This window comes from Streptomyces wedmorensis, assembly GCF_000716445.1.
Lineage (GTDB): Bacteria > Actinomycetota > Actinomycetes > Streptomycetales > Streptomycetaceae > Streptomyces > Streptomyces wedmorensis.
In genome coordinates, this window is the sequence record NZ_JNWK01000034.1 from 21,360 (window position 1) to 43,549 (window position 22,190).

The 22,190-nt window shown below is 70.6% G+C and carries 21 protein-coding genes and 1 tRNA gene; 20 read left to right on the forward strand and 2 right to left on the reverse strand.

The genetic code is table 11. The annotated features are described in order from the left end of the window. Positions 1-644 precede the first annotated feature (644 nt). From OO54_RS24900 to OO54_RS24960, 13 genes are all read left to right on the forward strand, one after another. On the forward strand, positions 645-938 hold the full coding sequence (locus OO54_RS24900; protein ID WP_033206739.1) for a hypothetical protein: 294 nt from the start codon (positions 645-647) through the stop codon (positions 936-938). Beyond that, positions 935-1,126, forward strand: coding sequence for a hypothetical protein (locus OO54_RS24905; RefSeq protein WP_033206741.1), 192 nt, complete (start codon positions 935-937; stop codon positions 1,124-1,126). Before OO54_RS24900 ends, OO54_RS24905 begins: the two co-directional genes overlap by 4 nt. After that, entirely contained in the window at positions 1,123-2,148 is a 1,026-nt protein-coding gene (locus OO54_RS24910; protein ID WP_033206743.1) for a DUF2637 domain-containing protein, read from the forward strand. Before OO54_RS24905 ends, OO54_RS24910 begins: the two co-directional genes overlap by 4 nt. Beyond that, positions 2,145-2,795: a GGDEF domain-containing protein gene (locus OO54_RS24915; protein WP_033206746.1), complete on the forward strand. Its 651-nt coding sequence runs from the start codon at positions 2,145-2,147 to the stop codon at positions 2,793-2,795. Before OO54_RS24910 ends, OO54_RS24915 begins: the two co-directional genes overlap by 4 nt. Then, positions 2,795-3,127 (forward strand): hypothetical protein, encoded by a 333-nt coding sequence (locus tag OO54_RS24920; protein WP_033206843.1) that lies wholly within the window; start codon positions 2,795-2,797, stop codon positions 3,125-3,127. The genes OO54_RS24915 and OO54_RS24920 overlap by 1 nt, the downstream gene beginning before the upstream one ends. 76 nt (positions 3,128-3,203) lie before the next feature. Continuing rightward, positions 3,204-5,429, forward strand: coding sequence for a cell division protein FtsK (locus OO54_RS24925; RefSeq protein WP_033206748.1), 2,226 nt, complete (start codon positions 3,204-3,206; stop codon positions 5,427-5,429). A 139-nt stretch (positions 5,430-5,568) separates the two neighbouring features. Next, positions 5,569-5,820 carry a hypothetical protein gene (locus OO54_RS24930; protein WP_033206751.1) on the forward strand — a complete coding sequence of 84 codons (252 nt, stop codon included), beginning with the start codon at positions 5,569-5,571 and terminating at the stop codon, positions 5,818-5,820. A gap of 23 nt (positions 5,821-5,843) precedes the next feature. After that, positions 5,844-6,038, forward strand: a complete 195-nt coding sequence (locus OO54_RS24935; RefSeq protein WP_033206753.1) for a hypothetical protein — start codon at positions 5,844-5,846, stop codon at positions 6,036-6,038. A 15-nt stretch (positions 6,039-6,053) separates the two neighbouring features. Continuing rightward, complete coding sequence (locus OO54_RS24940) at positions 6,054-6,662, forward strand: hypothetical protein (protein ID WP_033206755.1); 609 nt, start codon at positions 6,054-6,056, stop codon at positions 6,660-6,662. A gap of 3 nt (positions 6,663-6,665) precedes the next feature. Then, entirely contained in the window at positions 6,666-7,124 is a 459-nt protein-coding gene (locus OO54_RS24945; protein ID WP_033206757.1) for a hypothetical protein, read from the forward strand. A gap of 86 nt (positions 7,125-7,210) precedes the next feature. Continuing rightward, a complete protein-coding gene (locus OO54_RS24950) occupies positions 7,211-9,190 on the forward strand; it encodes a DUF3987 domain-containing protein (protein ID WP_033206759.1) in 1,980 nt (659 codons plus the stop codon). 330 nt (positions 9,191-9,520) lie between these two features. After that, positions 9,521-9,712: a helix-turn-helix transcriptional regulator gene (locus OO54_RS24955; RefSeq protein WP_033206761.1), complete on the forward strand. Its 192-nt coding sequence runs from the start codon at positions 9,521-9,523 to the stop codon at positions 9,710-9,712. Positions 9,713-9,777: 65 nt separating this feature from the next. After that, positions 9,778-11,178 (forward strand): tyrosine-type recombinase/integrase, encoded by a 1,401-nt coding sequence (locus OO54_RS24960; RefSeq protein WP_106970099.1) that lies wholly within the window; start codon positions 9,778-9,780, stop codon positions 11,176-11,178. Between the two features lie 81 nt (positions 11,179-11,259). Here OO54_RS24960 and OO54_RS43825 read toward each other — a convergent pair whose 3' ends face one another. Both OO54_RS43825 and OO54_RS24970 read right to left on the reverse strand, forming a co-directional pair. Then, on the reverse strand, positions 11,260-12,048 hold the full coding sequence (locus OO54_RS43825) for a DUF4231 domain-containing protein (RefSeq protein WP_200146662.1): 789 nt from the start codon (positions 12,046-12,048) through the stop codon (positions 11,260-11,262). Between the two features lie 298 nt (positions 12,049-12,346). Continuing rightward, a tRNA-Arg gene (locus OO54_RS24970) sits at positions 12,347-12,418 on the reverse strand. 160 nt (positions 12,419-12,578) lie between these two features. Between OO54_RS24970 and OO54_RS24975 the strand changes: the two genes are divergently transcribed. From OO54_RS24975 to rho, 7 genes are all read left to right on the forward strand, one after another. Then, entirely contained in the window at positions 12,579-13,091 is a 513-nt protein-coding gene (locus OO54_RS24975; RefSeq protein WP_051787166.1) for a response regulator, read from the forward strand. 324 nt (positions 13,092-13,415) lie between these two features. After that, positions 13,416-14,438 carry an ArgS-related anticodon-binding protein NrtL gene (gene nrtL, locus OO54_RS24980; protein WP_033206765.1) on the forward strand — a complete coding sequence of 341 codons (1,023 nt, stop codon included), beginning with the start codon at positions 13,416-13,418 and terminating at the stop codon, positions 14,436-14,438. Between the two features lie 10 nt (positions 14,439-14,448). Next, a complete protein-coding gene (gene lysA, locus OO54_RS24985) occupies positions 14,449-15,840 on the forward strand; it encodes a diaminopimelate decarboxylase (RefSeq protein WP_033206767.1) in 1,392 nt (463 codons plus the stop codon). Positions 15,841-15,980: 140 nt separating this feature from the next. Continuing rightward, positions 15,981-17,273: a homoserine dehydrogenase gene (locus tag OO54_RS24990; protein WP_033206770.1), complete on the forward strand. Its 1,293-nt coding sequence runs from the start codon at positions 15,981-15,983 to the stop codon at positions 17,271-17,273. 6 nt (positions 17,274-17,279) lie between these two features. After that, positions 17,280-18,350, forward strand: a complete 1,071-nt coding sequence (gene thrC / locus OO54_RS24995; protein ID WP_033206772.1) for a threonine synthase — start codon at positions 17,280-17,282, stop codon at positions 18,348-18,350. A 299-nt stretch (positions 18,351-18,649) separates the two neighbouring features. Then, positions 18,650-19,567 carry a homoserine kinase gene (gene thrB, locus OO54_RS25000; RefSeq protein ID WP_033206775.1) on the forward strand — a complete coding sequence of 306 codons (918 nt, stop codon included), beginning with the start codon at positions 18,650-18,652 and terminating at the stop codon, positions 19,565-19,567. A 413-nt stretch (positions 19,568-19,980) separates the two neighbouring features. Further along, positions 19,981-22,020 carry a transcription termination factor Rho gene (gene rho, locus OO54_RS25005; protein WP_033206848.1) on the forward strand — a complete coding sequence of 680 codons (2,040 nt, stop codon included), beginning with the start codon at positions 19,981-19,983 and terminating at the stop codon, positions 22,018-22,020. The last annotated feature ends 170 nt before the right edge of the window (positions 22,021-22,190 follow it).

Genomic DNA, 22,190 nt, shown 5'->3' on the forward strand with positions numbered 1-22,190 from the left:
ATGTGTGGAGTCCAGCGTCTGCCCTGATCAGGCCAAGCTTGAGACATCGAGCGGGGCGGGTTCACGAACTCCTTGAAAACCAAGGGACTTGACGACCCCAACCCGCCTCTCCATGATGAGGAACAGGTGATACATGTACCTCATCGGGCTTCGGCCCGAAGAGAGGTGCTGTCTGCAAGCACAGGGCGGGGACGCTGCAATCCCGCTAAAGGCCAGGTGGAACAGGGTTTCGGCCCGTACTGGCGAGGTGGCCCGGCGACCGCGAGCAACGGCCGGAGGGTGGGGACACAGGTCCCCCTTGCAGTGCTTCATCCGATCCGACCGACCCGAGGGGGTCTCCATGCATCGACGAAGACTTTGGGCGACGCCCGTGCTCGACCGGCACGGCGGCCACGCCTACCGCGTCCCCTGATCCGCAGCTTCGGCGCACCGGGATGGCCGGTGATTCGCGGACGTCAGGTCACCTGCGCAGTGGTTGCTGCGACCGGTTGCCTCCCTCGCCCGTCCGGGCCCCGCACAGGGTGCCGTACGGGCGAGGCAGGGGGAGCCGGAGAAATTCCGACCCCGCCGCGCTGGGGTGGCTGCCTCTCACCACGGACCGAAGCCACCCAGCGCCCCTTCGACAAGTTCAGGAGCGATCAGCCATGCGTACATTCATCGGCGGCCATCAGGCCATCAGCGCCAACGACTTCGTGGAACTCGCCCTCGGCACCCCGGTGGAGCTGTGGCTCGGGGTGGAGGGCGAGAGCGAGGAGGAGCGCGCGGCCCGTCTGGACGCGGCGCGGGACATCCTCGCGGACAACCCGAACCTGCCGGACGAGGTGAGCCGAGTCGCCGCCGAGGCGATCGAGGCGTTCGCGCCGGAGCTGTTCAACGTCATCCCGCTGGTACGGCCGGCGGCCCGCCGCTCCCGTTCCCGGAAGGGAGCGGCGGCATGAGCGCCCGGATGCACTGGGGCCCGGAGCTGGGTCTCGTCTGGCTCGGCTCGCTGATCGCGCTGGGTAGCGCCGCGGGCGCTGTTGCGGCCCATCAGGCGTGGCTGTTCGCCGCGGCGGTTCTCGGGTTCCTCATTCAGCACATCGGCTGGGCGGTTCGGAACCGGAAGCTCTTCGGCGGTGCGCGATGACGACCGCGATCACCAACGAGCGGTCGGCGGTGCCGCCGCTGACCCGGCCCGAGATGGGCCTCGCCGGTATCGGCGCGCTCGCCGCCGCCGGCGTCGGAGCCCTCGGGCTCATCTCCTCCTTCGACGCCGTGTCGGCCGCCGCGCTGCGGTGGGGCTTCGGCGAGCCGTGGATGCTGCCGGTCGGCATCGACGTGGCCATTCCGGTGTTCACGGTGGCCAACCTCCTGCTGATCCGGATGGACATGGCCCTCGCGTGGGTACGGTTCGTGCCCTGGGTCCTCACCCTGATCACCTGCGGCCTGAACGTGGCCGCCGGGCACGGCATGTGGGCCAAGCTCGCCCACGGCACGATGCCGCTGCTGTGGGTGGTGTTCTCCGAGATCGGCGCCCACATCTACGCCGTACGGATCGGGGCCGCGACCGGCCGCCGGATGGACAAGATCCGGGCCTCGCGATGGCTGCTCGCCTTCCCCTCCACGTTCTCGCTGTGGCGTCGGATGACGCTGTGGGAGATCACCTCCTACGCTGACGCGCTCTCCCGCGAGAAGGAGCGGCAGCTCGCCCGCGCCGACCTTCGCGAAACCTACGGCTGGCGGTGGCGGTCGAGGACCCCGCGCCGCGAACGCGTCCTCCTGAGGCTCGGGGAGCTTGCCCCCGACGGGGCCGTGGAGGAGCCGGAGCAGGAACCCGCCGTGCCGCCCGTGCCACCGCCGGCCGAGGAGTCGGACGAGCGAAAGCCACGCAAGCGCACCACCCGCCAGAAACCCAAGGGGGCGAAGCCGCCGCGTTCGGCGTCGGAGCTGCTGGCCGAGGCCCGCGAGCTGACCGCCGACTGGCCGCTGGCAGGGATCAACGCCGAGGCGATCCGGACCGCCCTGCACTGCTCGGCAGCCAACTCCCGCGTACTGCGAGACGAGTTGCTCGCCGAGCGGGCCAGCCGCCCGGATCTCCACTCCGTCGAGGCGAACGACGGCAGCGACACGGACGAGTCCACCGAGACGGCCGAGGAGGTCGCCGCATGAACACCCTCGCCACGATCCTCGCCGCGACCGGCCCGCTCGCGGCCGGATGGTCCGGCCACGTGCTGTGGCTGCGCCGTCGGCTCCGCACCGCCCGTCGTGACCCGCTCACCGGACTGCGGACCCGCGAGGGCTTCACCCGCCGCGCCACCGCGCTCCTGCGCGATGACAGGGCGGTGGTCGTCCTCGCGGACGTCGACCACTTCAAGCAGATCAACGACCGCCACGGCCACGCGGTCGGCGACGCCCTCTTGAAGGCCACCGCCGACCGGCTCGCCCACTACGTCGGCCCGAACGGTGTCGCCGGACGCCTCGGCGGCGACGAATTCGCGGCCGTCGTCCTGGATACCGATGGCACGGTCGCGGACCTGCTCGCCGTCCTTCACGGGGTACTGGCCCGCCCCGCCGACAAGGCCGACCCGCACGTGGCCACCACGGTGTCCCTCGGCTGGGTCCGCGCCGTCGACTTCCCCGGCGAAGACCTCTCCGCGCTCCTCAGCCGCGCCGATGAGGCCATGTACGCGGCCAAGCAGAGCCGCGCCGGGATCAAGGGGGCCCGGCTGGGTCGGCTGCTCTCGGCGGTCACCGGCCGCCGGTCGGGACGCCGAGGTGCTCCGGCCGGGGCACCGGCTGTGGGGGTGGCGGCGTGATGCCGGGCCCGCTCGTCGCCGCCGACCTCTTCCACACCGTGATGGAGGCCGCACAGCACCGCTGCCAGTGCGCTGGCGCATGCGGACAGCCCCACACGAAGGGCGAGGGGCGCTGCACCCGCGAGCACGGCCGCCACGCGGGCAAGCACAGCGGCCCGATCCGCCTCATGGCCGCCGCGGCCGACCCGCTCACCACCGAGCTCGCCGCCGCGGCCCTGCCCCCGAGCGAGCTGCGCGCCTGGTGCCCGCCCTGCTTCACCGCCGCCCGCCGAGCCGCCCAGCGCGCCACCGCGGCGCCCGGCGACGACCAGGGCGGCCTGTTCGACCTGTGAGCAACGGGGTCCGGTCACGACCGACCAAAGCAGCGGCCGGACCCCGCCATCCCTCTCAAGAGAAGGAAGAGTCTCAGTGAAGCACCCCGATGACGAGAACGACTTCTTCGACCGACTCGAAGCCGACATGGCCGCCACCGGGTCGCCCGACTCCGGGGCCGACGTGGTCGACCTCGACAAGGCCCGATCCGCCCGCACCGAGTCGGCCAACTCCACCGCCGACGCGTCGCCCGACTCCCACACGAACGGGTCGGCCGACGAGTCGGGCGACCCGTCGGCCCGCCGGTTGGTCGACGGCCCGGCACTCGCCGGACCCGGCTACCTCGGCCGACTCGCGGGCGCCAAACGGCGACGGATCGTCCCCGCGTGGCTGCGGTCGACGGCCGAACTCAAGACGGCCGCCCGCTGGGTCGCCAGCCACTACACCCACCTCGCCGGGTACCACGCGCTCCGCTCCCCGGTCTACGCCGGGCGCCTCGCGCTCCAGGCCCCGCGCGGGGCCGCGAAGTTCGTCGGTGGCACGATGCGCTGGGTCGCCGACCGCGAGGGCGAACCCGTCCGGCTCGCCGCCGTCCGGCGCGAGGACGCGGCGGAGTACCTCAAGCTGTCGCGGCAGCGCGACGGCCGGGTCCGGCTGCGGACCCTGGTCGCCACCCTCGCCGCACTGGTCGGCATGGGCGCCGCGCTCGCCCTCTACGTCCTCGCGCCCGGCTGGCTCCAGGTCGTCTCGGTCGGCGCGCTGCTGCTCGCCCTCGGGTCGGCCGGCGGCCAGGCAGACGCCCCGGTCATCAACCGGGCGGTGGAGATCACCAAGGCGCCCAAGCTCACCAGCGACATCGTCCTGCGAGCGCTGGGGGCGCTCGGCATCCCGGCGATCAACCAGGCGCAGGGCAAGGGCCGGGACGGCTTCACCTTCACCGCCCCGATCACCCGCGACGGGCCCGGCTGGCGCGCGGAGGGAGACCTCCCGTACGGCGTCACCGTCACGGACGTGATCGAGCGCCGCGACAAGCTCGCGTCCGGCCTGCGCCGCCCGCTGGGCTGCGTCTGGCCCGAGGCCGTACCGGAGGAGCACACCGGGCACTTGGTCCTCTGGGTCGGCGACCAGGACATGTCGACCGCGCGGAAGCCCGTGTGGCCGCTGCTCAAGAGCGGGGCCACGGACCTGTTCAAGCCGGTCGCCTTCGGCACCGACCAGCGCGGCCGCTGGGTGGAGATGACGCTCATGTACATCGCGGCCGTCATCGGCGCGATCCCCCGCATGGGCAAGACGTTCCTCCTGCGCCTGCTGCTCCTGATCGCCGCCCTCGACCCGCGGGCCGAGCTGCACACCTACGACCTCAAGGGAACCGGCGACCTCGACCCGGTCGGCGAGCGCGTCTCGCACCGCCACCGCGCCGGGGACGACGACGAGGACATCGAGTACGCCCTCGCCGACCTGCGGGAACTGCGGGACGAGCTGCGGCGCCGGGCGAAGATGATCCGCTCCCTGCCCCGGGACATCTGCCCGGAGTCGAAGGTCACCAGCGAACTGGCGAACATGAAGAACCTGGGGCTCCACCCGATCGTCGTCGGCGTGGACGAGTGCCAGGTCTGGTTCGAGCACCCCAAGCACGGCGCGGAGTTCGAGGAGATCTGCACCGACCTGGTCAAGCGCGGACCGGCCACCGGCATCGTGCTGCTGCTCGCCACCCAGCGCCCCGACGCCAAGGCCCTGCCGACCGGCATCAGCGCGAATGCGTCGGCCCGGTTCTGCCTGAAGGTCATGGGCCAGCTGGAGAACGACATGGTCCTCGGCACGTCCAGCTACAAGCGAGGCGTGCGGGCCACGATGTTCTCCTGGAAGGACAAGGGCATCCACTACTTCGTCGGCGAAGGCGCGGACGCCCGGATCGTCTCCTCCGTCTACGTCGACGCCCCCACCGCCGAGACCATCGGCCTGCGGGCGCGCAAGCTCCGCGAACAGGCCGGCACCCTCTCCGGCCACGCACTGGGGGAGTCGTTCGAGACCGGCGAGACCAGCGCGTACGACCTGCTGCGCGACATCCTCGCCGTCGTCCCCGCCGAAGAGCCCAAGGTCTGGTCCGAAGTCGTCGTGGCCCGGCTCGCCGAGCTGCGCCCCGACGTCTACGGAGGCTGGGACCCCGAGGGACTGGCCGCCGCCCTCAAGCCCCACGGCATCTCCACCACCCAGGTGTGGGGCAAGACCGAGAGCGGCAAGGGCGCCAACCGGCGTGGCATCGAGCGCTCCCGTATCTCCGCCGCCATCACGGACCGTGACGGGAATCGGGATGCGAGCTGACGCGGATCGCCGCTAGGCCTAGCAGCAAGCCCCGCTAGGTCTAGCGGCACCGCTAGCACCCCATACCGCATCTGATCAGCACGCTAGTTCCTAGCGGGCTGACCTGCGCATACCCGGAAAACCGCCGGAGAGGCCCCCGATGACCCCCTTCCTCGCCGCTAGCGCACTCTTGCTCACCGTCACACTCGGTTACGCCGCCCTGTGTGCGGCCTCGCCGTTCGGCAACTGCCGTAAGTGCAACGGACTCGGCTTCGCCCTCACGACGGACCGCAAGGGCAAGCCCAAGCGCGGCAAGACCTGCCGCCGCTGCAAGGGCCACGGCATCCGCATCCGCGTCGGCCGACACCTGTTCAACATCGCCGCCCGCGTCCACCGCGACGGCACCCGCTGACCCCGCAACGACAGGAGCCTGACATGAACTTCGAGATCTCCGCCGTCCTGCTCTTCGGCGCAGCGTCCGCCTTCGCCGTCAAGAGCAAGTCCTCCGGGGCCGGCGCCGCCATCGTGCTCTTCCTCTTCGGGTTCTTCGCCGCCGGGACCGGCGCGTACGAGCCGATCGCCAACCTTGTCCAGTCCTCCGCCACGGCCCTCTCCGACCTCGCCAACTAGCCGAAGGAGCCCGCGATGAACGAGCCGATCACCGCCCCGCACTGGCTCACCACGGCCATGCCGAAGGTGGCCCCCGCCCTCGCCACGTCCACGGTCCTGGTCCTCGGCCGGATCTGGAACGCCAACGGCGCCGAACACTCCGTCGGCAACGCCATCCTGATGGTCGTCCTCGCCGCCGGAGCGGCCACGGCCGGCGCCTTCGCCGCGGCTGGCCACCGCGGGGACAGCACCCTCGCCGGAACCGCGTTCGCGACCTCCGGCGGCCTCGCCTTCGCCGGGGTCGCCGGATACGCCGACGGACTGTCCCTGCCGCTGCTGCTGTGGGTGCTCGCCACCGCCGTCGCCTACGGCCTCGCCGCACGCTACTGGCGCACCGCCCGCCGTGAGACCACCGCCTACGAGCGCCGCACCGTCGAGCGGCGCGAGGACCACGCCCACATCGAGCGCGTGGAAGCCCTGCGCGCCGGAGCCCAGATCGAAGTCGCCCGGACCGGCGCCCTCTACGCCGAGCAGCTCGCCACCGCCCTCCTCACGCGTGCGGCCCTGCCCGGCTTCGACCCGCAGGCCCTCACCCGCGCCGGACTGCCCGAACTCCCCGCCACCGAGAACACCAAGGAGCACTGACCCATGTTCGAGATCCGCGTCATCTGCGACCCCGACGACACCGACCGGGTAACTGCCGCGCTCGGCGGTGCCTTCGCCACCGGCGCCGTACGCCAGTACGCCACCCGAGACGGCAAGCGCGAGCGCCTCTACCTCACCGCCGACCTCCGGGCCGAGCGGTGGCCGACGCCCGAGGAGGCCTACGCCCTCGCCCCGAGCATCATCAGCGAGGTCGGCTGGACCGCCGGCGCCGCGGCCGACAAGCCGTTCGGCAAGGGTCTTGGCCGCGAGTTCTGGCTCCGCAAGGCCGCGCTCCTGGACCGCATCGCGCTGGGCGACGAGAGCGAGCGCGTACGCAGTGACGCGGCGGAGATGGCCACCGAGGCGGCCCGTCGGCTCATGGACACCGACGACACCGCGGTCATCTGCGACCCCCGCGCGTACGTCCGTCAGCAGTACGAGCGGTGGCTCAAGCAGAAGTAGCTGTGCCCGGGGCGGTCGCCTCTCACCACAAGACCGCGACCGCCCCGGCTCTCCGTCCCTTCGACAGAAACAGGAGAACCCTCAGCATGACACCTGAGCCCGCCCATGGGCAGTACGCCCCTGTGGTGCCGCTGCACAGTGCGCCCGGTGGTGTGGAGCGGATGGCACCGCACGACCGGGAGGCCGAACAGGCCGTCGTCGGCGCGCTCATGCTCGCGCCCGGCGTCATCGGCGACGTGAACGGCTCGATGGACCCGGCCGACCACTACGTGCCCGCCCACGAGACGATCCACCGCGCGATCCTCGCCCTGCACGCGCAGGGCCAGCCCGTCGACCCGATCACCCTCGGGCACCACCTGGAGCAGACCGGCGAACTCGTCCGCGCGGGCGGCCGGCCTTACCTCCACACCCTGATCCAGGCCGTGCCCTCCACGGCCAACGCCACCTACTACGCCGAGATCGTCCACGACCTTGCCCGGCGCCGCCGGAGCATCGAGGTCGGCACCCGCATCGTCCAGGCCGGCATGTCGGCCGAGGCCACCGAGGACGACCTCCGCGAGGCCCTCGCGCTCGGCGCCGCGACCGTCCCGGCCGCGTGGCCGGAGCCGATCCCGCTGGACCGGCAGCCGAAGCTACCGCCGTTCCCCGTCCATGCCTTCCCCGGCTGGGTCTCGGACTTCGTCGTCGCGCTCGCCGAGGAGACCCAGACCCCGGTGGATCTCGCGGGTGCCCTCGCCCTTTCCGTCCTCGCGACCGCGGCCGGCGGCCGGGCCGTTGTCCAGGTGCGCGGGCGGTGGCGTGAGCCCACGAACCTCTTCGTCGTCGTCGCCCTCGGTCCGGCCAACCGCAAGTCCGCCGTCTTCGCCGCCATGACCGCCCCGCTCTACGAGGCGGAGAACACGCTCGTGGAGGGCTCCAACCTCACGATCGTGGAGGCCGAGGTCACCGCCCGCATGGCCCGCGAAGCCGCCGACAAGGCCGCCGCTCAAGCCGCCAAGGCGGAGGGCCCCGAGCGGGACAACCTGGTGGCCGAAGCCATCGGCCTCGCCCAGACCGCCGAGTCCCTGACCGTGCCGCCGCGCCCGCGGCTCCTCGCCGACGACGCCACCCCCGAGACCGTCACCACCCTCCTCGCCGAACAGGGCGGCCGACTCGCGGTCATGTCCGCCGAGGGCGGCATCTTCGACATCATCGCCGGGAGGTACTCCGGCGTCCCCAACATGGAGGTCTTCCTCAAGGGCCACGCCGGCGACCGGCTGCGCGTCGACCGCCGGACCCGCCAGGAGTTCATCGAGGCCCCCGCGCTCACCATGGGCCTCGCCGTCCAGCCCAGCGTCCTGGAGGACATCGGCAAGAACCGCGGCTTCGACGGCCGCGGTCTGCTCGCTCGCTTCCTCTACTGCCTGCCGGAATCCCTGGTCGGCTACCGGAAGATCGACCCGGACCCCGTCCCGCCCGCCGTTGGTGCGACGTACGAGCGGAACGTCTTCGCCCTCACGCTCAAGCTCGCGGACTGGACCGACCCCCTCGTGGTGCAGGTGAGCCCCGAAGCCGATGTCGCCCTCAAGGCGTACGGCGAGCGCCTGGAGCCGCAGCTCCGCACCAAGGGCGGGCGTCTCGGGCACATCGGGAAGTGGGCCGGGAAGCTCGTGGGTGCTGCGGCCCGCATCGCCGGTCTGCTCCACCTCGCCGTGCACATCGACGGCGGTACCAATGCCCCGATTAGTGCCGCCACGATGGGCGCGGCGATTGAACTGGCCGACTACTTCACCGCCCACGCCCTGACCGTCTTTGACCTCATGGGCGCCGACGCCACCCTGGCTCGCGCCCGGAGCTTGCTGTCCGTCCTGGAGGACAACGGCTGGGAGAGCGTCACCCGCCGGGACCTCTTCGCCAAGCTCTCCCGCTCCGAGTTCCCCACCATCGCCGAACTGGAGCCGGCCGCCGCCGTCTTGGAGGAGCACGGCTACCTCCGCAGCGAGACCCCGCCCCGCACCGGCAAACGGGGTCGCCCGCCAGCGCCCCGGTACCTGATTCATCCGAGCGTCCGCGAGCCCAAGGCGTGAGCCTCCCCACTCGCCTTCGCGTGGGACTCCCGCCGCACAAACCGCAGAATCCGCAGAAACTTCCGGGCGGCCGTGCCCACCTGCGGAAACGGCTCGTCGGCCCGACAGCCGCAAAAATCAGCGAAACCGCCGCACAAATCCCGTCGCCGGTCACGCGACGCCCGGCCCTCGGTACCACCGTCCATTTCTGCGGCGATTCTCGCGATTTTTGCGGCAGCCACCCGAGCACTCCCAACGCCGCAGGTCAGACCCCGGATTCGCAGGTTTCTGCGGATTCTGCGGTTTGTGCGGCGCCCCGCCCTGTCTTAGGTAGCCAGTCGAGGAGGACCCGTGTCCGCGACGCGTGACGAGATGCTCACGATCCCTCAGGTCGTGAAGGAGATCGGAGTGCCCCGAGCCACCTTCTACCGGTGGCGTCAGCTCAAGAAGGGCCCGAAGGCCATCAAGCTCCCGAACGGCGCGGTCCGCATCCGCCGCTCGGACCTGGAGCGCTGGATCGAGACCCTGGAGGAAGCCGCGTGACCTACCGCAAGACCAGCACCACCCCGGGCGCCCGCAACAGCGGGCGCCCGCCCGTCTCCGGGGACATGACCCTCTCCACGGACGTACGGGTCTGGAAGGTCAACCAGGTACGGAGCAAGAAGGCCCCGTATCAGATCCGCTGGACGGTCGCTGGAAAGGTGAAGGCCGCCAGCTTCGCCACTGTGGCGCTCGCGGAGAGCCGCCGGTCCGAGCTGTGGCAGGCGATGCGGAAGGGCGAAGCGTTCGACGTGGCCTCCGGCCTGCCGGAGTCGGAACTCCGGGCGGCTGCTGCGAAGGAGAACGAGAAGCCCGATCCGTCGTGGTGGGACTTCAGCCGCGAGTACATGGCGAGCCGGTGGCGTACGGCGGCGGCGAAGACCCGTGAGGGGCTGGCCGACAGCCTGGCCACGGTGGCGCTCGCGATGGTGGAGGGCGGCAAGAAGGCGCCCACGCCGGAGGAGACGCGGCTTGCGATGCGATGGGCAGTGGTACCGGCGCACCAGGACGAGGAGCCGCCGCCGGAACTCGTGGCGGCGTGCACGTGGCTCCGGACCCGATCGCTGGCGCTCTCGGCTCTCACCGACCCCAAGGTGGTGCGGGACGTCCAGTACCGGCTGTCGTTCAAGCTGGACGACGCCCCGGTAGCGGGGGAGACCTATAAGCGCCGGCGCCGCGGCTTCAACACGGCCATGGAGTACGCCATCGAGTGCGGGTATCTGGAGGAGAACCCGCTCGCGGGAGTGAAGCGCGCGGGGTCTACCAAGGGCGACGTCGTGGACCCCCGGGTCCTGGTCAACGCCGTCCAGGGCGAGCAGCTCCTCACGGCGGTCTCTTACGTGGGCTCCGTCCACCGGAACCGCGGGCGGCGACTCGTCGCCTTCTTTGCCTGCCAGATATACGCGGCGATGCGGCCGGCCGAGGCGGTGGCACTCAGGAAAAAGGACTGCTACCTCCCCGAGAAGGGATGGGGGACGCTCACCCTCAAGGAAACCCGGCCGGTGTCCGGCAAGCGGTGGACGGACTCGGGGCAGCGCCACGACAAGCGCGGGCTCAAGTCCCGGGAGCCCAAGGCGGACCGGCCGGTCCCGATTCCCCCGACGTTGGTCGCCATGCTTCGCGCGCACATAGCGGAGTTCGGCACGGCGAAGGACGGCCGGCTCTTCGCTAACGAGCGCGGCGCCGTACTCGGGACGTCCAGCTACTGGAGGGTCTGGCAAGAAGCCCGACCGATCGCCCTCCCACCAGACAAGGTGGAGTCCCCCCTTGCTCATAGGCCGTACGACCTGCGGCATACCTGCATCACGAACTGGCTGAATGCTGGTGTCCCCGTTGCCGAGGTGGCCCGTCGAGCGGGTAACTCGCCCGAGGTCATCCATCGCCGCTACGAGGGTTGCATCGACGGTCACGAGGAGCTGAACAACAAGAAGATCGAAAACGCGATGGGCTGGGGTCGCAGCATGGAGTGAAGGCTGGCAGCGGGGCGAGGCGCTGTGGAGTTGTCCCTCACGCAGCGCCTTGCCAGCTCGGAAGGGAGAGCGTCAATCCACTCAGACAGTCTGTGGCCGCTGCTGAGGTGTCGCCTCTGGTGGTTGCTCCAACTGCAATTCCTTCTTGCGTTGTTCCTCGCGGATGCGCTCGACTTCCTCCGCGAAGGTTGCTGTTGCCTGGTCGTTGGGAAGGTCTCTGTAGCGCCTAATCTTCAGGGCATATGCCTGCAGTTCGAGGTCGATCGAATCCGCTGTCTGCTGGAGGTTGAGGCTACGTTCGCGGAACTTGAAGTACGCGATGATTCCAGCCGACATGCTCACGAGGGCACTGAGGCCGACGGCGATCCAGCTCCAAATCCCCTGTTCGGCAGCTGCGGTGGTGCTCACCGAAGTGAGAATCGAACCAATGATCACCGTGAGCTGGAAGAGGTTGTGTCTACTCCGATACCTCTCCGCGCTGCGCCGGAACTCATCACGGATCGCTGGGATGGATTCGTAGTACTCCGGGAAAGCCCCAGAGACGTTTGTCGCTCCGGTGTCCCGCGCTTGCAGGTGGCGTCTCTCCGCCTCCAGCTGGCGTATCTCCATCTCCGCCTTGTTGATCTTGACGCGGTTGGAGTTCCACCACTGAGTAGAGAAGAGGATGGACCCTAGGGTCGCGGCGCCCACAAGCACGTTGAAAAAGGTTTGGTTGTTGTGTTTGTCGTTGGTCCAGTCAACTAGCGTGTTGAGCAGTACCAATCCGCTGATCGCGAGTGGGTTTCCGGCGAGCAACCAGAGAAGCGTGAAGCGTCGGGTGAACCGATGCTCAGTGAGGCTGGCCTCGAGCTCGATGATCTTCTGGTCCACTTCCAGAGTGGTGGACGCTGGTGCCACGGATCCCCCCGCCTGTTCGGACGGCGCCGGCGGTGCGACCGTCGACGCTTTGCGTCAGGCTAGCTAGATCGACATGACTGTGAGGGGTGAGCTGAAGATTCGGCTCTGGCCTCGCTCAGCGGGCCGGGCTCGCGCCCTAGTGCTCACTCGCCACTCACTCGCGATCAGTGACACACAACGACAGAGACCCGGACTCAGTGGGACTGAGTCCGGGTCTCTGTGTTTGGCACTCTTGCTGGTCAGCGGGTTGATCACGCTGTCCGAGCTGGAGTGCCCCCGGCAGGATTCGAACCTGCGCACACGGCTCCGGAGGCCGTTGCTCTATCCCCTGAGCTACGGGGGCGTTCACCGTGTTTGGCGGCGACGGGTAGAACCCTACCAGCTTGGGGGGCGTGCCTGTGAACAGGGATTTCCGGGGTGTCATGGAGGGTGGGGTCCCTCGCACGGGTCAGAAGTGGGTAAAACCCGGACGCAGGTGTGGGGGGCGGCCTACTCTCGTTCGTGTGTCAGGCGTGTCCGGTCGGGTGCTCGTTGTCGATGACAACAAGGTGATCCGGCAGTTGATCAGGGTCAATCTCGAACTCGAGGGGTTCGAGGTCGTGACCGCGGCCGATGGTGCCGAGTGTCTGGATGTCGTGCATCGGGTTTGTCCTGATGTCGTCACCCTGGACGTCGTCATGCCCCGCTTGGACGGGATCAAGACCGCGGAGCGGCTGCGGGCGGACCCGCGGACCAGTCATCTGCCGGTGGCGATCATCAGTGCCTGCGGTGAGCACGAGGCCGCCGGTGGGGCCGCGTCCGGTGTCGACGCCTTTCTCGCCAAGCCCTTCGAACCTTCCGAGCTCGTGCGTGTCGTACGCCAGTTGATGCACCGTGAGCGGCGGGAGCAGCGGCGTGAGGCGACCGGGCCGGACGGGGGAGAGGAGCCGGCCGCAGCCGCTGACGTACGGCAGGGCACGGACGAGCGACCCCAGAGACAGGACGCGTCCGTTCGGCTCGACCCGACTGCGCGGTAGGACCCGTCCGTACGGCACGACATGCCCGTACGGCAGGACACGCACATGCGGCATCACGCGCACATGCGGCATCACGCGCACATGCGGCAGGCTGGCAGGGCGGTAGGACGTAGGGCGGTAAGTCGGTACGGGGAGGGTGCGGCGGTACGCGCGCCGCGGGCATCGGGCGTCGTGTTTCCGGTGCCGTGAGGCCTGCGGAGAGTGTGCCGGTATGCCCGCTCGGGCTCCTGCGGGCGGCGTGTCGTGAGGCTGGTCGTGGACGGGGGTGCCCGTATGGCGAAACCGGTTCGCGTGGGGACCCCCCTCCTCCCCTAGGGTGGCGGTGTGACCCCCGCGGAACTCTCTCTGACCGTGCTGCACGCCGTGCGACGTGCGGTCGACGATGGTGTGCTCCGGGTCGAGGTGCCGTCGCGGGTGAAGGTCGAGAGGGCCAGGCCGGGCGGGGCGGGGGAGTACGCCAGCAATGTGGCGTTGACGTTGGCGCGGCCGGCCGGGCGGAGTGCGCTCGAGGTCGCGGGGATCATCGGGGAGAGGCTCCGGGACGTACCGGGGCTGGACGGTGTGGAGATCACCGGCCCGGGGTTCTTGAACTTCACTCTTCAGAGCGATGCCGGGCGTGAGGTCGTACGGGCGGTCGCCGACGCAGGAGTCGCGTACGGGCATGGCACGGCGCTCGCCGGGACCGAGGTGCGCTTCGCGGAGGTCGCCGAGGAGCGGGCGGAGATCGTCGTCGAGACGGTCGTGCGGCTCCTGAGGAGTCAGGGAGCCCGCGCCGCGGTCGACGGATGGGACGAGTCGTCGTACGCGGGGTCCGGGGCGCGCGAGACGTCCTCCCACCCCACCCCCCGCGAGCGCATCCACGTCCGTCCCGCCCCCTGTGACGTGGACCGGCTCGGGGTCGATGCCGCGCGGTGGGGGCTGTTGCGGGCGGCGCCCGGGGATCGGGCGTTGGAGGGGGAGGGGCTGTTGGTGCAGCACGAGCGGAACGGGTTGTTTCGGGTGCGGTACGCGTACTCGAGGGTGCGGAGGCTGGTCGTCAACGGAGAGCAGCTCGGTGTCGCCCCGGTGTACGAGACGCCTGTGGAGGCGGCCGAACTGATCGGCGTGCTGGGGGACCACCCCGTCGTCCTGCTCGCTGCGGCACGTCATCGGGCGCCTGACCGGGTGGCCCGGCATCTGGAGGCGGTGGCGGACGCGCTGCTCGCGTTCCAGCACACCGTGCTGCCGCTCGGTGACGAGAAACCCTCGGCCGCCCATCGTTCCCGGCTCGCGCTCGCCGAAGCCGCCGGGACGGTGCTCGCCGGTGGCCTCTCCGTGCTCGGCATCAGCGCACCCGATCGGATTTGAAAGAGCAGACATGAGCCGTTCCGCCCACCCCGCAGGCCCCCGCCACGCCGACGTCCTCCCCGAGGGCCATTACTCCGCGCCGCCCGCCGACCTCAATGTGCTCGACCCGAAGGTGTGGTCGAGGACCGTCACGAGGGACGAGCGGGGGGTCGCCACCGTCGGCGGCATCGGCGTCGACGCGCTCGCCGAGGAGTTCGGCACGCCTGCCTACTTCCTCGACGAGTCCGACTTCCGGGCCCGCTGCCGTGCTTGGGCGGAGGCGTTCGGCAAGGACGCCGACGTCTTCTACGCCGGAAAGGCGTTCCTCTCCCGGGCCGTCGTGCGGTGGCTCAAGGAGGAGGGGCTGAACCTGGACGTGTGCTCCGGTGGCGAGCTGACCACGGCCCTCTCCGCCGGGATGCCCGCCGAGCGCATCGCCTTCCACGGGAACAACAAGAGCGAGGAGGAGATCCGTACGGCCGTCGAGGTCGGCGTCGGGCGGATCGTCCTCGACTCCTTCCAGGAGATCGTCCGGGTCGCGCACATCGCCCAGTCCCTGGGCAAGCGGCAGCGGGTGCAGATCCGGGTGACCGTCGGCGTCGAGGCGCACACGCACGAGTTCATCGCCACCGCGCACGAGGACCAGAAGTTCGGCATCGCGCTGGCCGGCGGGCAGGCCGCCGAGGCCGTGCGGCGGGCGCTGAAGCTGGACGGTCTGGAGCTCATCGGCATTCACTCGCACATCGGCTCGCAGATCTTCGACATGGCCGGGTTCGAGGTCTCCGCGCGCCGGGTCGTCGGGCTGCTGGCCGAGGTCCGTGACGAGCACGGCGTCGAGCTGCCGGAGATCGACCTCGGTGGCGGCCTCGGCATCGCGTACACGTCCGACGACGACCCGCGCGAGCCGCACGAGATCGCCAAGGCGCTGAACGAGATCGTGGGGAGGGAGTGCGAGGCCGCGGGGCTCGCGACGCCCCGGATCTCCGTGGAGCCCGGGCGCGCGATCGTGGGGCCGACGGCGTTCACGCTCTACCGGGTCGGCACGATCAAGCCACTCGAGGGCCTGCGGACGTACGTGAGCGTCGACGGCGGCATGTCGGACAACATCCGCACCGCGCTGTACGACGCCGAGTACAGCGTCAGTCTCGTCTCGCGGACCAGTGAGGCCGAGCCGATGCTCGCCCGTGTGGTCGGCAAGCACTGCGAGAGCGGCGACATCGTCGTACGGGACGCCTTCCTGCCCTCCGACGTGGCGCCCGGCGACCTGATCGCCGTGCCGGCCACCGGCGCGTACTGCCGCTCCATGGCCAGCAACTACAACCACGCGCTCCGGCCGCCCGTCGTCGCCGTCCGCGACGGCGAGGCGCGGGTGATCGTCCGGCGTGAGACGGAGGAAGATCTCCTGCGCCTCGACGTGGGCTGACGAAATAGTCGCGTGGTGAAATAGTCGAGTGATGAAATCGATGTCTCAGGATCCGGACGAGGGGCGGAAACCCCCGTCCGGTGAGTGAGACTGGTTCCCACCGTAGAGATACGCAACAGAAGTACGAGAAACGAGGTCGGATGATGCGTACGCGTCCGCTGAAGGTGGCGCTGCTGGGCTGTGGAGTGGTCGGCTCAGAGGTGGCGCGCATCATGACGACGCACGCCGACGACCTCGCCGCGCGCATCGGCGCCCCGGTCGAGCTCGCCGGCGTGGCGGTCCGCCGCCCGGACAAGGTCCGCGAGGGCATCCCCGCGGAACTGATCACCACCGACGCCACCGCCCTGGTCAAACGCGGCGACATCGACGTCATCATCGAGGTCATCGGCGGAGTCGAGCCGGCCCGCACCCTGATCACCACCGCCTTCGAGCACGGCGCGTCCGTCGTCTCGGCCAACAAGGCGCTGCTGGCCCAGGACGGCGCGACCCTCTACGCGGCCGCCGAGCAGCACGGGCAGGACCTCTACTACGAGGCCGCCGTCGCCGGCGCGATCCCGCTGATCCGGCCGCTGCGCGAGTCCCTCGCCGGCGACAAGATCAACCGGGTGATGGGCATCGTCAACGGCACCACGAACTTCATCCTCGACAAGATGGACACCTCGGGTGCCGGCTACTCCGAGGCGCTCGACGAGGCCACCGCCCTCGGGTACGCGGAGGCCGACCCGACCGCCGACGTCGAGGGCTTCGACGCCGCCGCCAAGGCCGCCATCCTCGCCGGCATCGCGTTCCACACGCGCGTGCGCCTCGACGACGTCTACCGCGAGGGCATGACCGAGGTCACCGCCGCCGACTTCGCCTCGGCCAAGCAGATGGGCTGCACCATCAAGCTGCTCGCGATCTGCGAGCGGGCCGCCGACGGCGGGTCTGTCACCGCGCGCGTGCACCCCGCGATGATCCCGCTCAGCCACCCGCTGGCCTCCGTCCGCGAGGCGTACAACGCGGTCTTCGTCGAGGCCGACGCCGCCGGGCAGCTCATGTTCTACGGCCCCGGCGCAGGCGGTGCTCCGACCGCCTCGGCCGTCCTCGGCGACCTCGTCGCCGTGTGCCGCAACAAGCTCAACGGGGCCAACGGCCCCGGCGAGTCCGCGTACACCCAGCTGCCCGTGAGCTCCATGGGCGAGGTCGTCACGCGGTACCACATCAGCCTCGACGTGGCCGACAAGCCGGGCGTCCTCGCCCAGGTCGCGACGGTCTTCGCCGAGCACGGCGTATCCATCGATACGGTGCGCCAGCAGGGCAAGGACGGCGAGGCCTCCCTCGTCGTCGTCACCCACCGCGCGCCCGACGCCGCCCTCTCCGGGACCGTCGAGGCGCTGCGCAAGCTCGACACCGTGCGCGGTGTCGCCAGCATCATGCGTGTTGAAGGGGAGTAAGGACCCATGACCCACAAGGGCACCCACCAGTGGCGCGGCATCATCGAGGAGTACCGGGACCGCCTTCCGGTCACGGACACGACGCCGGTCGTCACGCTCCGTGAGGGCGGCACGCCGCTCGTCCCCGCCCAGGTGCTCTCCGAGCGCACGGGCTGCGAGGTGCACCTCAAGGTCGAGGGCGCCAACCCCACCGGCTCCTTCAAGGACCGGGGCATGACCATGGCCATCTCCAAGGCCAAGGAGGAGGGGGCGCGGGCCGTCATCTGCGCCTCCACCGGCAACACCTCCGCCTCGGCCGCGGCCTACGCGGTGCGCGCCGGCATGGTGTCGGCCGTCCTCGTGCCCCAGGGCAAGATCGCGCTCGGCAAGATGGGCCAGGCCCTCGTGCACGGCGCGAAGATCCTCCAGGTCGACGGCAACTTCGACGACTGTCTGACGCTGGCCCGCAGCCTCTCCGAGAACTACCCGGTGGCGCTGGTCAATTCGGTCAACCCGGTCCGCATCGAGGGCCAGAAGACCGCCGCGTTCGAGATCGTCGACATGCTCGGCGACGCCCCCGACATCCATGTGCTCCCCGTGGGCAACGCCGGCAACATCACGGCGTACTGGAAGGGGTACCGCGAGTACGCCGAGGACGGCCTCGCGACGCACCGGCCGCGCATGTGGGGCTTCCAGGCCTCCGGTTCCGCGCCGCTCGTGCGCGGCGAGGTCGTCAAGGACCCGTCGACGATCGCCACCGCGATCCGCATCGGCAACCCGGCCTCGTGGGACTACGCGATCGCCGCGCGCGACGAGTCGGGCGGCTTCATTGACGAGGTGACGGACCGTGAGATCCTGCAGGCGTACCGCCTGTTGGCCGCTCAGGAGGGCGTCTTTGTCGAGCCCGCCTCGGCCGCGTCGGTCGCCGGTCTGCTGAAGGCCGCCGCGCAGGGCAAGGTCGACCCCGGCCAGCGGATCGTCTGCACCGTCACCGGAAACGGCCTGAAGGACCCCGACTGGGCCGTCGCCGGCGCACCGCAGCCGGTCACCGTCCCGGTCGACGCCGTGGCCGCCGCCGAGCGCCTCGGTCTGGCCTGATCTCACCCCCCTGCGCGGGGAAAGCCCTGATCGATACCCGATCAGGAACGTACATAGGCGCACAGGTTGGCTCGCGACACGCATCGTGCGCCTCCTGTGCGCCCTATGTCGCCACAGAACCTTCCTTCGATAGGCTGTACCGAACCCGCCCCGCCGCATATGCGCGGTGTCGTTGCCGTTGTCGCCTCCGTGGCCGAAACGGCCCCCGGGTCTCCGAGTACTTCGCCTGCCGTACTCGTTGTGCGAAGCCCCTGCTGTTCGAAATGCCTGTTGCCGCAACCAAGGAGAGTCATCGAGCGATGGCCGGTCCAGCGTTCCGCGCCGCCGCCGTACGGGTGCGCGTCCCCGCCACCAGCGCCAACCTCGGCCCGGGCTTCGATGCCTTCGGCCTGTCGCTGGGTCTGTACGACGACGTCGTCGTCCGGGTCGCCGACTCCGGGCTGCACGTCGACATCGCCGGCGAGGGCGCCGACACGCTCCCGCGCGACGAGAGCCACCTGCTCGTACGCTCCCTGCGCACGGCCTTCGACCTGCTCGGCGGACAGCCGCGCGGCCTCGAGGTCGTCTGCGCCAACCGCATCCCGCACGGCCGCGGCCTCGGCTCCTCCTCCGCGGCGATCTGCGCCGGCATCGTCGCCGCCCGCGCCGTGACCATAGGCGGGGACGCCAGGCTCGACGAGGCCGCCCTCCTGGAGCTGGCCACCGAGATCGAGGGGCACCCCGACAACGTCGCCGCCTGTCTGCTCGGCGGATTCACGCTCGCCTGGACCGAGTCCGGTGCCGCGCGGGCGATCAGGATGGATCCCTCGGATTCCATCGTTCCGGTGGTTTTCGTCCCCGGAAAGCCCGTACTCACCGAGACCGCCCGCGGACTCCTGCCGCGCACCGTCCCGCACGTGGACGCCGCGGCCAACGCCGGGCGCGCCGCCCTCCTCGTCGAGGCCCTGACCCGCCGCCCCGAGCTGCTGCTCTCGGCCACCGAGGACCGGCTGCACCAGGAGTACCGGGCTCCCGCGATGCCGGAGAGCATCGCCCTGGTGAACCGGCTGCGGGCGGACGGCGTCCCCGCGGTCATCTCCGGCGCGGGCCCCACGGTCCTCGCGCTGGCCGAGCACGGGACAGCCGACAAGGTCGCCCGACTGGCGGGCGAGGGCTGGGCCGCGAACCGGCTCGACCTCGACGCGTCCGGAGCGGTCGTACTGCCGCTGGCGCCCTAGGCGCGGCGGGGGGCGCCGGGCAGCGCCCCCCCGCAGTGCTCCGGACACGAGATTGCCGGTGAGGGAGAGGGGGAATGTTTGTCGGAGCCGGTAGTGTTAACCTCAAGTCAGCACCCGGCGCCTTTGTGGCGCGGTGCTGAGTGTCCCCATCAGGGACCACCGATTCTTCCGGGAGCCTCCCCAACTGCCTGAGCAGTTTCGAGCACGCTCCGGAACCGGCACGACACCCCTCGCTCTTCCGCAGTGAGGGCCGAGCAGGGGGCGCTCGGGCCGGACCCCAGCACGTTTTCTCTCCGCCGTACCCGGCGGGACCACCGCCCCGGACACGGTCCACCCAACACGGGACCGCTGCCGGACAGCACAACCGGTCGCCGAGCCAGATGGCCGACGTCCGCTCCAGGGAAGGACCCTTCGTGAGCGACACCACCGATCTGATGGGCGTGACTGCCGACAACAGTGTCGACACCGCCGCGCCCGCCGCAGGTGCTGCCACCGGCGGCACCGCACGGCGCCGCCGCTCCGGCACCGGCCTCGACGGCATGGTCCTGGCCGAGCTGCAGCAGGTCGCGTCCGGCCTCGGCATCAGGGGCACCGCGCGGATGCGCAAGAGCCAGCTGATCGAGGTCATCAAGGAGGCGCAGGCAGGCGGAGGCTCCGCCGCCCCCGCCAAGGCCGCGGACGCCGCCGAGACCAAGCCGAAGCGCCGTGCCACCTCCAAGGCCCGCACGGTCGAGGCCGCCGCCGAGGCCGTCGAGCCCAAGGCGGAGAAGGCCGAGAAGGCCGTCGCCCAGCAGCAGATCGACATTCCGGGGCAGCCGGCCTCCGAGGACCAGCCGGCCGGTGAGCGCCGCCGTCGCCGTGCCACCGCCCCCGCCGGTTCGCCGGAGGGCGAGGCCAAGGCCGAGGCAGCCCAGGTCGTCAAGACCGAGGTCCGCACCGAGACCAAGACCGACACGCAGTCCGAGGCCGCCGTGGACGGCGCCGAGGGCCGCGGTCGTCGTGACCGCGGGGAGCGCGGCGACCGCCGCGACCGCCGCGACCGTCAGCGCGACCGCGCCAAGGGCGACGACCAGCAGGGCGGTGGCCAGGGCGGCCAGCGCCAGCGTCAGGGCGGCCAGGGCCAGGGCCAGGGCCAGGGTCAGGGCCAGCAGGTCCAGGGCCAGGGCCAGCAGGGCGGCCAGCAGGCCGGTCCGCAGGACGACTACGACGACGAGGCCGGCGGTCGCCGCGGGCGTCGGGGCCGCTACCGCGACCGTCGTGGCCGTCGTGGCCGTGACGACTTCCAGGCCGGCGAGCCGCAGGTCGCGGACGACGACGTCCTGATCCCCGTCGCGGGCATCCTCGACATCCTCGACAACTACGCGTTCATCCGGACCTCCGGCTACCTGCCCGGCCCGAACGACGTGTACGTCTCCCTCGCCCAGGTCCGCAAGAACGGCCTGCGCAAGGGCGACCACGTCACCGGCGCCGTGCGGCAGCCGAAGGAGGGCGAGCGCCGCGAGAAGTTCAACGCGCTGGTCCGCCTGGACTCCGCGAACGGCATGGCCGCCGACTCCGGCCGCGGCCGCCCGGAGTTCAACAAGCTGACCCCGCTCTACCCGCAGGACCGGCTCCGTCTGGAGACCGACCCGGGCGTGCTGACCACGCGGATCATCGACCTCGTGTCGCCGATCGGCAAGGGCCAGCGCGGTCTGATCGTGGCCCCGCCGAAGACCGGCAAGACCATGATCATGCAGGCGATCGCGAACGCGATCACGCACAACAACCCCGAGTGCCACCTGATGGTCGTCCTGGTCGACGAGCGTCCGGAAGAGGTCACCGACATGCAGCGGTCGGTCAAGGGCGAGGTCATCTCCTCGACCTTCGACCGTCCGGCCGAGGACCACACCACCGTCGCCGAGCTGGCCATCGAGCGCGCCAAGCGTCTCGTGGAGCTGGGTCACGACGTGGTCGTCCTGCTCGACTCGATCACCCGCCTGGGCCGCGCGTACAACCTCGCGGCGCCTGCCTCCGGCCGCATCCTGTCCGGTGGTGTCGACTCGACCGCGCTCTACCCGCCGAAGCGCTTCTTCGGTGCGGCGCGCAACATCGAGGACGGCGGCTCGCTGACCATCCTGGCCACCGCGCTGGTCGACACCGGCTCGCGGATGGACGAGGTGATCTTCGAGGAGTTCAAGGGCACCGGCAACATGGAGCTCAAGCTCGACCGGAAGCTCGCCGACAAGCGCATCTTCCCGGCGGTGGACGTCGACGCGTCCGGCACCCGCAAGGAGGAGATCCTGCTGGGCGCCGACGAGCTCGCCGTCACCTGGAAGCTGCGTCGTGTGCTGCACGCGCTCGACCAGCAGCAGGCGATCGAGCTGCTGCTCGACAAGATGAAGCAGACGAAGTCGAACGGGGAGTTCCTGCTCCAGATCCAGAAGACGACCCCCGGAGCGAGCAACAACGACTGACGCGAGAGCTGCGTCACACGACGACACCCGGGCCCCGCGTCCGTAACCCCGTCGTGACCTGCGTAAACCACCGCGCCCACCGTGCCCCGCACGGTGGGCGCGGTGCGTCGCTCATCGAAACCTCACAGGGAGCCGTGCAACCCTTTCGGGTGCTGCGCCGTCACAGAAGG

Bases quoted from the DNA above. Each gene is read 5' to 3' on its own strand.
- OO54_RS24990 (WP_033206770.1), top strand. From the start codon at position 15,981: ATGATGCGTACGCGTCCGCTGAAGGTGGCGCTGCTGGGCTGTGGAGTG.
- OO54_RS24960 (WP_106970099.1), top strand. From the start codon at position 9,778: ATGACCCTCTCCACGGACGTACGGGTCTGGAAGGTCAACCAGGTACGG.
- OO54_RS24930 (WP_033206751.1), top strand. From the start codon at position 5,569: ATGACCCCCTTCCTCGCCGCTAGCGCACTCTTGCTCACCGTCACACTC.
- OO54_RS24940 (WP_033206755.1), top strand. From the start codon at position 6,054: ATGAACGAGCCGATCACCGCCCCGCACTGGCTCACCACGGCCATGCCG.
- OO54_RS24935 (WP_033206753.1), top strand. From the start codon at position 5,844: ATGAACTTCGAGATCTCCGCCGTCCTGCTCTTCGGCGCAGCGTCCGCC.
- OO54_RS24900 (WP_033206739.1), top strand. From the start codon at position 645: ATGCGTACATTCATCGGCGGCCATCAGGCCATCAGCGCCAACGACTTC.
- OO54_RS24950 (WP_033206759.1), top strand. From the start codon at position 7,211: ATGACACCTGAGCCCGCCCATGGGCAGTACGCCCCTGTGGTGCCGCTG.
- OO54_RS24905 (WP_033206741.1), top strand. From the start codon at position 935: ATGAGCGCCCGGATGCACTGGGGCCCGGAGCTGGGTCTCGTCTGGCTC.
- OO54_RS24920 (WP_033206843.1), top strand. From the start codon at position 2,795: ATGCCGGGCCCGCTCGTCGCCGCCGACCTCTTCCACACCGTGATGGAG.
- lysA (WP_033206767.1), top strand. From the start codon at position 14,449: ATGAGCCGTTCCGCCCACCCCGCAGGCCCCCGCCACGCCGACGTCCTC.
- OO54_RS24910 (WP_033206743.1), top strand. From the start codon at position 1,123: ATGACGACCGCGATCACCAACGAGCGGTCGGCGGTGCCGCCGCTGACC.
- OO54_RS24945 (WP_033206757.1), top strand. From the start codon at position 6,666: ATGTTCGAGATCCGCGTCATCTGCGACCCCGACGACACCGACCGGGTA.
- thrC (WP_033206772.1), top strand. From the start codon at position 17,280: ATGACCCACAAGGGCACCCACCAGTGGCGCGGCATCATCGAGGAGTAC.
- OO54_RS24915 (WP_033206746.1), top strand. From the start codon at position 2,145: ATGAACACCCTCGCCACGATCCTCGCCGCGACCGGCCCGCTCGCGGCC.
- thrB (WP_033206775.1), top strand. From the start codon at position 18,650: ATGGCCGGTCCAGCGTTCCGCGCCGCCGCCGTACGGGTGCGCGTCCCC.